This is a genomic window from Moorena sp. SIO3H5 (genome assembly GCF_010692395.1).
GTDB lineage: Bacteria > Cyanobacteriota > Cyanobacteriia > Cyanobacteriales > Coleofasciculaceae > Moorena.
Genome location: NZ_JAAHHS010000622.1, coordinates 1 through 3,143, shown reverse-complemented (window position 1 = coordinate 3,143; position 3,143 = coordinate 1). Strand labels below are relative to the sequence as shown.

The window sequence follows — 3,143 nt, the reverse complement described above, 5'->3', positions numbered from 1 at the left end:
TCCACGCCTTGGTCTTACTTCTTCTCCAATGGCGTTGACCTCCCCCGTCCCAGAGGAGGATAGCATTCTGATCCCTTCTGCTCTAATATTTTTTGCTGCATTACCATCTCTGTCGTGATGAGTTCCGCAACTCGGACAAGTCCAAGTTCTTACATCAAGTGACAGCTCTTTGATTTGGTAATGACAATTAGAGCAGGTCTTAGAACTGGGGAACCACCGGTTTATCTCCACCAATACCTTTCCTTCTTTTTCGCACTTATAAGAAAGGAAATTAACAAAGGTTCCCCAACCTAGATCAGATATTGCTTTAGCTAATTTATGGTTACGTTCGCGTAGCGTGCGCGTAGCGCTTACCATGCCCTTGACGTTTAGATTTTCGACTACCACTACTTGATTGTTGTCAACTATCTTTCTGGATAGCTTATGTAGATAGTCTTGGCGGACATTTCCAATCCGTTCGTATACCTTAGCTACAATTTTTCTGGCCTTTTTGCGTCTGTTACTACCTTTTTTCTTTCGGGCGGCGATACGCTGCTTTTTCGCTAGTTTCTTTTCGTACTTGGCTAGATGCTTAGGATTCCCAAATTTAGAGGTCTTTTCGCCGTCGTAGGTAATCGCAAAATCCTTGATACCCAGATCAATGCCAATCACTTTCCCATCTTTGGATACCTTTGAGCTACTATAATCATATTCCATTAGCACAGAGGCGTAGTATTTTCCAGAGGGAGTCTTACTGACTGTAACAGTCTTGATATCCCCGTCCAGTGGGCGATGAATTACTGCCTTTACAACCCCTAGCTTTCCAGGAAATTTAAGACAATCGCCCACTAGTTTGACTTTTTGAGGGTACTGAATTGACTGGCGATGATGATATGACTTGAATCTAGGATATTTGGCTCTGCCCTCAAAAAAGTTTTGATATGCGCGACTAAGGTTAAGACTCACAGATTGTAAAACCTGAGAGTAACAGTCTTTTAGCCATTCAGTCTCTTTTTCCTTTTTGAGCTTTGGAAGCATAGAGTTAAGCGCAGATTGTTTTAGCCCTTTGCCAGTTTCCTTGTAAGTTTCTATGCACTGATTCAGCGCGTAATTCCACCACCAACGAGCACACCCAAAATGTTGAGCAAGGATCTGAATTTGCTCTTGAGTGGGATAAATCCTGACTTTGACGGCTTTATGTTTCACTGCGTTTACCTCTGTTATCGACCTCTGTTAATATTATATGTATTTTGCATTAATACATCAAGTCTTAGGCTTTTCAATATAAGCTATCGTCTAGCTATCCATCCCCACCGTGTTTCACGGTGGGGAATTCCGCGAGTTTTGTTAACACAACAGATTAATGCGAACCCATCATCTCCAATGCTCTGGCTAACACTGATAGCAGTTATCATACCTATGAGGTACACAAGATTTTTTCCCTGTTCCGATTATCCGCTACTCCCTAATCCCTGCTCCCTATTACCTGTTCCCTAAAACCAATAATTTTGCACCTCACCGAATTGATAAATTCTAGATAAATGCTATATTAAATAGTTGAAATTTTCAACTCAGAAATATGGTTATCGCTCAACTGTTTAATATTGCCAATGTCTTCGTTTTGCCCTTTTGGATTTTAATGATTTTCTTGCCAAATTGGGGTATTACCAGACGAGTAATGGAATCCTATCTTCCCTTCGTCGCTCTAGCAGCTTTATATATTTACCTATTCATTAATAGCATTACACCAGAATCCGCCCAAGCCTTATCCAATCCTCAGTTAGCCGATATTGCCCGTTTCTTTAGTGATGAAACCGTTGCTGCTACTGGCTGGATACACTACCTAGTCTTCGACTTATTTGTAGGGCGTTGGATTTATTGGCAGGGGCAACAGACTGGTACTTGGACTATTCACTCCCTAATTCTGTGCTTATTTGCAGGACCAATGGGACTACTTTCTCATATTATTACCGCTTGGGTTACCAAGAAATCTACCTCAGATACTCCCTTAGACTCTGAAACTCCGAGTCCATCACAGACATAATCAGCAGGTTTGGATGTCGGTTGTAAACATAGGTATTGCTTAAAAAGGCAAAAGGCAATAGGCATTCATGCAAAAGAAACCCAGGCGTAACCCTTCCTGAGAGAGGCTACGCCTGGGTAAAGTTTTGTTTAACAATAAAAAATGACATTCTATATTTACATCTCATTTATAAACTCTATACTCGATCTTCAGCAATAATCCACTAGTGATTTTTTCATTCTCCTTGCCTAGATTAAGAAATATTTCAATTTTCCAGTTACTTTGACGTTTTTGTGTTATTTAAGCTATTCTTTATAGAAAGAGGTATTTAAAAGTTGACTAAAGGCTTAAGGAAAAATAAATACGACCTCTAGGGTGCTCTACCATCGTTCCAACTCAACACTAAAGGCTTTGATAATAATGAGAAGCAACATTAAAAAGACGTTTGAAGCTGTTGAAGAATCAATCGGGAATGTTTACCAGGAATGGGGTAGTTTTCAGGAGCAGATTCGTGAACAGCTACCCGCAGAATACTACAGTGAACTCGAAGATTTAAACAGCCAATTCCAGGTGGCGGTACGTGAATTAGTTAAAGAACTTAGTGAACCGGTTCTTACCTTAGCGACAACAGGGACAACTAGCAGTGGTAAAAGTACCCTGGTCAACTTCTTGTGTGGCACCGAAATTCTCCCAGTTGCCGTACAAGAAATGAGTGCAGGGGTTGTGATTGTAGAATACAGTGAAACGAAATCTCTGAAAATTGATCAAACCCCAGGGGCACTTTGGGAATGTGGAGAATGGCGCAATCTTACCGACGAAGACATTTATGACCGTTTAGACCAAGTCATGAAGTCCTATCTTCAAGCTAATCGAGATGGACAAACCAGTGTTGCTTGTCCACAAGCAACGATATATTACCCTTTCCGCCTTGTAGCCGATCCTAACCTGCTTGATTTGCCTGAAAAAACCAAAGTGCGAATCATGGATCTTCCGGGTTTAGCTCATGTGGGTGATGAAGGAAATGCCTCTGTGATTAGAAAATGTAAAGAAGCATTATGTATAGTTACTTATGATAGTACAGAAACCGATAGACAAAAAGTTAGTAACTTACTCCAAGAAGTCGTTGATCAGGTCAAAGAGA

The 3,143-nt window shown here is 40.8% G+C and carries 3 protein-coding genes; 2 read left to right on the top strand and 1 reads right to left on the bottom strand.

The window, feature by feature from the left end:
- Positions 1-1,185 (bottom strand): RNA-guided endonuclease TnpB family protein (locus tag F6K52_RS34605; protein WP_293089477.1); only part of this gene is annotated, 1,185 nt, incomplete at its 3' end.
- Between the two features lie 373 nt (positions 1,186-1,558).
- Here F6K52_RS34605 and F6K52_RS34600 point away from each other — a divergent pair.
- Entirely contained in the window at positions 1,559-2,023 is a 465-nt protein-coding gene (locus F6K52_RS34600; RefSeq protein ID WP_293089474.1) for an ABA4-like family protein, read from the top strand.
- A 399-nt stretch (positions 2,024-2,422) separates the two neighbouring features.
- Positions 2,423-3,143 (top strand): dynamin family protein (locus F6K52_RS34595; RefSeq protein ID WP_293089471.1); only part of this gene is annotated, 721 nt, incomplete at its 3' end.